The 6,976-nt window shown below is 70.0% G+C and carries 5 protein-coding genes; 4 read left to right on the top strand and 1 reads right to left on the bottom strand.

The window, feature by feature from the left end:
- The 4 genes from ACE3UY_RS09485 to ACE3UY_RS09470 form a co-directional block, all read left to right on the top strand.
- Positions 1 to 1,342: DUF5691 domain-containing protein (locus ACE3UY_RS09485; protein ID WP_374687301.1), on the top strand; the 1,342-nt coding region annotated here is incomplete at its 5' end.
- Positions 1,339 to 2,427 carry an AAA family ATPase gene (locus ACE3UY_RS09480; RefSeq protein ID WP_374687300.1) on the top strand — a complete coding sequence of 363 codons (1,089 nt, stop codon included), beginning with the start codon at positions 1,339 to 1,341 and terminating at the stop codon, positions 2,425 to 2,427. The genes ACE3UY_RS09485 and ACE3UY_RS09480, both read left to right, overlap by 4 nt.
- Positions 2,424 to 4,739 (top strand): DUF5682 family protein, encoded by a 2,316-nt coding sequence (locus ACE3UY_RS09475; protein WP_374687299.1) that lies wholly within the window; start codon positions 2,424 to 2,426, stop codon positions 4,737 to 4,739. The genes ACE3UY_RS09480 and ACE3UY_RS09475 overlap by 4 nt, the downstream gene beginning before the upstream one ends.
- On the top strand, positions 4,736 to 5,893 hold the full coding sequence (locus ACE3UY_RS09470) for a VWA domain-containing protein (protein WP_374687298.1): 1,158 nt from the start codon (positions 4,736 to 4,738) through the stop codon (positions 5,891 to 5,893). Before ACE3UY_RS09475 ends, ACE3UY_RS09470 begins: the two co-directional genes overlap by 4 nt.
- A gap of 15 nt (positions 5,894 to 5,908) precedes the next feature.
- Here ACE3UY_RS09470 and ACE3UY_RS09465 read toward each other — a convergent pair whose 3' ends face one another.
- Positions 5,909 to 6,919: a DnaJ C-terminal domain-containing protein gene (locus ACE3UY_RS09465; RefSeq protein WP_374687297.1), complete on the bottom strand. Its 1,011-nt coding sequence runs from the start codon at positions 6,917 to 6,919 to the stop codon at positions 5,909 to 5,911.
- Positions 6,920 to 6,976: the final 57 nt, after the last annotated feature.

Below are 6,976 nucleotides of genomic sequence, written 5' to 3'. Positions count from 1 at the left end.
CTACCGGCCGGAAGGGGAACGGCCGGCCTGTTCGCCGGCCGCGGCCCGTTTCCTGGAGCGCATGCTCAACCAGCAGGATACTGCTCTCTTGCCGGAATTGCTGCGCCTGCTGGATGAGGCGGGGCGGCGCGCCCCCGACGATCTGCTGCCCCACGTGCTGGAGCACGGCGCGAAGGTTCCCCGGCTGCGGCCGGCGCTGCTGCCCATCGTGGGCGAGCGCGGCCGGTGGTTGGGCGCGCTCAACCCGGCCTGGCGCTACGCCGCCGTTGACCTGGGCGACTGGCGCTCCCTGCGCGCCGCCTGGGAGGCCGATCCCGCCGGCCGGCCGGCTCTGGCCGAGATCGTCCGCCGGCGCGACGCGGCGACCAGTCGCCACCTGCTCGAGAGCACCTGGCGCACCGAAGGGGACGTGGCGCGGCGCGACCTGATTCGCGCTCTGGAGGTCGAACTCAGCCTGGCCGATGAGCCATTCCTGGAGCGCGCCCTCGACGACCGGGACGCCCAGGTGCGGCGCAAGGCGGTCGATCTGCTGGCGGCCATCCCCGGCTCGCGCCTGATCGCCCGCATGACGGCTCAGGCCGGCGACATCCTGACGCTGGCCGGCGGCGAGTTGACGCCGCGCTTTCCCGCCGTCAGCGACAGTATGGTGCGCGACGGCGTCGTGCGGCCGACCAGCAGCCCCCAATCGGCCAGCGAGCGTTCGCGGCTGTTGGTGCAGACCGTGGGCGTCATCCCCCCGGCTCACTGGGAAGAGCGATTCGCGACCGCGCCGGACGACATCGCCCGCGCCGCCCTGGCCGGCAAGTGGCCGCGCACGCTGCTGACGGCGTTGTCCACGGCGGCGCTGCGCGGCCGGGATCGGCGTTGGGCGGCGGCCCTGCTGGAGGCCGACAGCTACGGCGAGCGCGCCGGGTTGTTGCTGCCCCTGCTGTCACCCGTGGAGTGCTTCGCGCGCCTGGCCCCGCGCCTGTCCGCCGGCGACACCGAGGGCGTTATCGTCTTCCTGCGCCGCTGGCCCGGCCCCTGGGATGAACCGACCGGCCGGGCGCTGCTCGATTTCTTCGGCCACGCCGCCGGCCAGGACCCCGATACGCGGACAAGCCCCACGCTGCGCTACCTGGCGCGCTCCTTCGGCCACCAATGCCCGCCGTCTCTGGCCGACCACGCCGCAGTCATCGCCGCCAACTGCCCGGCCAACAAAGCCTGGGAAGCCTGCCTGCACATGCTTGTGACTACACTGCAATCGAGACAACGAATCTATGCCGCCATCAACGACGGAGCGTCGCCCCAGGCGAAAGGACAATCTGCGAAATCTGCGGATTCTTCCAAGAGGAGAGAATGACACCAACCCCCATTCAACGCGCGCTGGCCGAGCAAGCCTACGCCGAGGAACTGGCCGAACTGGCGCGGGCCGACCGCCGGCCGCGCCCGCCCAACTGGCGGCTGTCCCCCTGGGCCGTTTCCACCTACGTGTTGGGCGGCACGCTCGACAACGGCTTGGCCATCGCGCCCAAGTACATCGGCCATCCGCGCCTCATCGAGATCGCCATCGCCACCTTGACCACCGATCGGGCGCTGCTGCTGCTGGGCATCCCCGGCACGGGCAAGACGTGGGTCTCCGAGCATCTGGCCGCGGCCATCTCCGGCGACTCGACGTTGCTGGTGCAGGGCACGGCCGGCGCGAGCGAGGAAGTCATCCGCTACGGCTGGAACTACGCCAGCCTCATCGCCCGCGGGCCGACGGATGAGGCGCTGGTTCCCAGTCCCATTATGACCGCCATGCGCGACGGCAAGGTGGCCCGCGTCGAAGAACTGACGCGCATCCCGTCCGACGTGCAGGACGCGCTGATCACCATTCTCTCCGAGAAGCTACTGCCCATTCCCGAATTGGGTCAGGCGGTGCAGGCGGTGAAGGGCTTCAACGTCATCGCCACAGCCAATGACCGCGACCGGGGCATCAACGATCTGTCGAGCGCCCTGAAGCGGCGCTTCAACACGGTCGTGCTGCCGCTGCCGGCGACCGTTGAGGAAGAGGTGATCATCGTCAGCCGCCGGGTCGCGGAGTTGAGCCGCGCCCTCGAACTGCCGGCCGAGTTGCCGGCGGCCGAGGAGATTCGGCGCGTTGTGACTATCTTCCGCGAACTGCGCGGCGGTCTGACCGAGGATGGCCGGGCCAAGGTCAAGTCGCCCAGCGGCACACTGAGCACCGGCGAGGCCATCTCGGTCGTCAACAGCGGGTTGGCCCTGGCGGCTCATTTCGGCGACGGCCGGATGGGCGCAGACGAGGTGGCGGCCAGCCTGACGGGCGCGGTCATCAAGGATCCGGTGCAGGATGCCGTCGTCTGGCAGGAGTATCTGGAGACAGTCATGCGCGAGCGGCATGGCTGGGCCGACCTCTATCGCGCCTGCCGGGAATTGGCCGCGTGACCACGTCCCGCGTGACCACGTCCCGCGTGACCATGCCGGACTTGCGCGTCTTCGGCATTCGCCACCACGGGCCGGGTTCGGCGCGCGCGCTGCTGGCCGCCCTGGCCGGCTTCGCGCCGGACTGCGTGCTCGTCGAGGGGCCGCCCGACGCTGACGATCTCATCCCCTGGCTCGACCATCCGGCGCTGGTTCTACCGGTGTCTCTGCTGGTCTACCGGCCGGACGAGCCGCGCCGGGCCACCTTTTACCCATTCGCCGTCTTCTCGCCGGAGTTCCAGGCGTTGCGCTACGCGCTGGAGGCGGGCGCGGCGACCGGCTTCATGGACCTGCCGCGCCGTTACACCTTGGCGAGCGACGTGGCCGCGGCCATGCCGCCCGTCGATCCCTTCCGGCAATTGGCCGCCGTTGCCGGCTTCGATGGCTATGAGTTGTGGTGGAACGCCGCCGTCGAACAGCGCCGCGACGCTGGCGGGCTGTTCGACGCGGTGCTGGAGATGGTCGGCGAGTTGCGCCGCGCCGCCGGGGTCGCCGTGGGCGACGACCCGGCCCACCTGATGGCCGAGCGGCGCGAGGCGGCCATGCGCGACCGCATCCGGCGCGCCGCGACGGCCGGACACCGACGGATCGCCTCCGTCTGTGGGGCATGGCACGCGCCGGCTCTGGTCGATGCGCTGGCGGGCGACGGCGCGGCCGACGAGGCGTTGCTGCGCGACCTGCCGGCGGTCGAGGTGGCGGCGACCTGGACGCCCTGGACCTACGGCCGGCTGTCACAGAGCAGCGGTTACGGCGCGGGCATCGCCTCGCCCGGCTGGTACGATCACTTGTGGACGATGGGCGGGGTAGAGACGTTCCGGCGGAACGTCTCTACGGAGATGAGCGCCCACTGGCTGACCGGCGTGGCCCGGCTGCTGCGCGACGCCGGCTTTGACGTGTCGGCGGCTCACGTCATCGAGGGCGTCCGGCTGGCCGAGGCGCTGGCGGCGCTGCGCGGCCGGCCGTTCCCCGGCCTGGACGAGCTGGAGGAGGCGACGCAGAGCGTCCTGTGCGGCGGCGACGCCGAGCCGCTGCAACTCATCCGGCGCAAGCTGGTGGTCGGCGAGCGCATGGGCGTCGTGCCGCCCGACGTGCCGGCGGTGCCGCTGCAACGCGACTTGCAGGCGCAGGCCGTCCGACTCAGCCTCCGCCCCGATCCCGAACCCAGCGCACTCCAACTGGACTTGCGCCAGGAGACAGACCTCGAACGCAGCCGCTTGCTACACCGGCTGAGCCTACTCGACATCCCCTGGGGTGTGGCGACGCGACCCAAGGGGCAGCAGATGGGCACGTTCGGCGAGACGTGGCAGCTTCAGTGGCGGCCGGAGTTGACCCTGCGGGTCATCGAGGGGTCGATATGGGGCAATACCGCGCGCGACGCCTCGGCCGCGCGCACCGAGGATGTCGCCGCGCGCGTGACGGAACTGCCTGAACTCACGCAACTCATCGATCGGGTTGTAGCGGCCGATCTGCCGGAGTGCATCCCGGCCATTTTGGCCCACATCGAGGAGCGGGCCGCGCTTAGCCGCGACGTGCCCCACATGCTCGACGCCCTGCCGCCGCTGGCCCAGGTGGTGCGCTATGGCGGCTTGCGGCAGACGGCCGAGCATATCCCCTTGTTGCGGCGCGTCTTCGACCATCTGCTCACCCGCGCTTGCCTGGCCTTGCCGGCGGCCTGCCTGTCGCTGGACGAGGCCGCCACGTCCGAAATGCTCGAGCGGCTGTCGGCCGTCGCCGCGGCCGTGGCCCTCATGCGGGATGAAGAGGCGTTTGAGCGTTGGCGCGTGGCGCTGGGAATCCTGGCCGACCGGCGCGCCATCCAGCCGGCCGTGGCCGGGCGGGCGACGCGCCTGCTCCACGACGCGGGCGCGCTGCGCGTGGAGGGCGTCGGCTTGCACCTGGCGCGAGCGCTTTCGGCGCAGGCCGGCGGCGCGGCCGAGGGCGCGCGCTATGCCGCCGATTGGCTCGACGGCTTTCTGCGCGACAGTGGATTGCTGCTCGTCCACGACCGCCACCTGTGGGCGGCGATCGATGGCTGGCTCGCCGGGCTGGACGGCGAGCGGTTCCAGGGCGTGCTGCCTCTTCTGCGCCGGACATTTGCCGCTTACCCGGAGGGCGTGCGCCAGCAGTTGCAGGATCGGGTTAGCGCGGGCAGCCGGGCCACTCCGGCGGCGCGGCGCGAACCGGCGACCTTCGACCCGGCGCGGGCGGCGGCCGTTTTGCCTACCATTGTGCGCCTGTTAGGTCTTGAACTCGGCCGCGCGGAGGCGGAACGATGACCACAATGGGTGAGGAACGGTCGCGGCGCTGGCGTCTGGTGTTGGGCGGGAGCGAGGAGCCGGGCCAGGGGGACGAGGGGGGAGAGGCGGGCGGCGCTCCGGCCGAACAGCGGTCAACGCTGTCGCCGCGGGACGCCGCCATGGATGAGGCGCTCGACGCCCTCTATGGCGATAGCCGCGGCGGCGACCTGAGCGAGTCCATGCCCGACGTGGCTCGCTGGCTGGGCGACATCCGCGACTACTTCCCGGAGTCAGTGGTCCAGATCATGCAGCGCGACGCGCTGCAACGGCTGAACACGCGCCAACTGCTGGAGCACCCGGAGTTGTTGGCCGAGGTGGAACCGGATGCGGCGTTGGCGGCGACCCTGTTGTCGCTGCGCAAGGTGATGCCGGCCAAGACGCAGGACACGGCGCGGCAGATCGTCGCCCAGGTCGTGCGCGACCTCATGCGCCGGCTGGAGTACCCCCTGCGACAGGCGGTCAGCGGCAGCCTGGATCGGGCGGCGCGAACGCACCGGCCCAAGCGCTGGCAGGAGATTAACTGGCAGCGCACTGTCTACGCCAATCTGCGCCATTACCAGCCGGCACAGCGCGCCATCGTGCCGGAGAGGTTGATCGGCTACGGTCGTCGCCGCACCACGCTGCGCGACGTGATCCTGTGCATCGACACCAGCGGCTCGATGGCGACGTCGGTCGTCTACGGCGGCATCGCGGCGGCCGTACTGGCCTCTCTGCCGTCGCTGTCCACGCGGCTAATCATGTTCGATACGGCCGTCGTCGACCTGACCGACCAACTGGCCGATCCGGTCGAGATGCTGTTTGGCCTGCGTCTGGGCGGGGGTACAAACATCGACCGGGCGCTGAACTACTGCCGGAGCGCTATCACCCGGCCGCGTGACACGGTGTTGATCCTGATCACCGACCTGTTCGAGGGGGGGAGCAAAGAGGGCGTGGTGCGCCAGGTGGCCGACCTGCTGGCCGACGGCGTGACTTTTGTGACCTTGCTGGCGCTCAACGACCAGGGCGCGCCGCGCTACAACGCCGCGTTGGCCCAGCAGCTGGCCGATTTGGGCGCGCCGGCCTTCGCCTGCACGCCGGACGAGTTCCCGGAGTTGATGGCGCGGGCCTTGAACGGGCGCGATCTTCGGCCGTAGGTGGCGCAGTTCGCGCTAACCCTGGCGCACCGCCTGCCAGTCGCGGACGATACGCTTCTCTTCTTCGCTGAGCTTGCCCGGCAGATCCACGCTGATCGTCACGTAGAGATCGCCCCGCTCGTCGGGCTGCCGCAACTTGGGCATGCCCAGGTTGCGCAGACGGAAGGCTTTGCCGTTGCGTGTGCCTTCCGGGATGGTCAGGTTGACCGACTTGTCGATGGCTGGCACGGCGACCTTGCCGCCGAGAAGGGCGGTGAACAGGTCGACCGGCAGCGTCAGGCGCAGGTCGTCGCCGTCGCGCTCATAGAGCTCGTGGGGCAGCACCTCGACCTTCAGGTACAGGTCGCCGGCGCGGCCGTCGGCCGTCCCCGCCTGACCGCTGAGCCGCACGCGCGAACCGGTGCGGACGCCACGCGGGATACGCGCCTCCACACGCTTGCCGTTCTCCCATTGCAGGGCGCGCGCCGTACCGTGGAACGCCTCTTCGAGCGTGATCTGGATGGGGTGCTCCTGGTCGAGCAGGGGCGGCGTGGCCGCGCCCGCGCCGCGGCCCATGCCGCCGAATAGATCATCGGTGGTCGAATAGGAACCGCCAAACCCGGAACGTGTGCCGGCGCCCCGCGCGCCCATCGCCCCGAAGAGCGTCTCGAAGAAATCGGAGAAGCCGGTGGCGCCACCACCACGGCCGAACATCTGCTCAAACTCCTCCGGCGACACGCTGCGATACTGCCCGCCGCCCGGTTGCCCCGCGCCCCAGGCCCCCCAGTTGAAGTCCTCCGGCCGGCCGCCGGTGCGCGAGTACTGCTGCCACTCCGAGCCGAAGCGATCGTACTTGCCGCGCTTGTCTTCGTCGGACAGCACCTCATACGCCTCATTGATGTCCTTGAACTTCTCTTCGGCGGTCTTGTCGCCCTGGTTGACGTCGGGGTGAAATTTCCGGGCCAGCTTGCGATATGCTTTTTTGATGTCATCGGCGCTGGCGTTCTTTTTGACGCCCAGCGTCTTGTAATAATCCTTGTATTCCATAATCAGACTTGAATCTCTCTCGTGCTCGGCCGCGGACACGCTGAATAAGCCTATTCG

This window comes from Promineifilum sp. (SeqCode) (genome assembly GCF_041918635.1).
Classification (GTDB): Bacteria; Chloroflexota; Anaerolineae; order Promineifilales; family Promineifilaceae; genus Promineifilum.
This window is presented reverse-complemented; position numbering and strand designations above follow the sequence as displayed.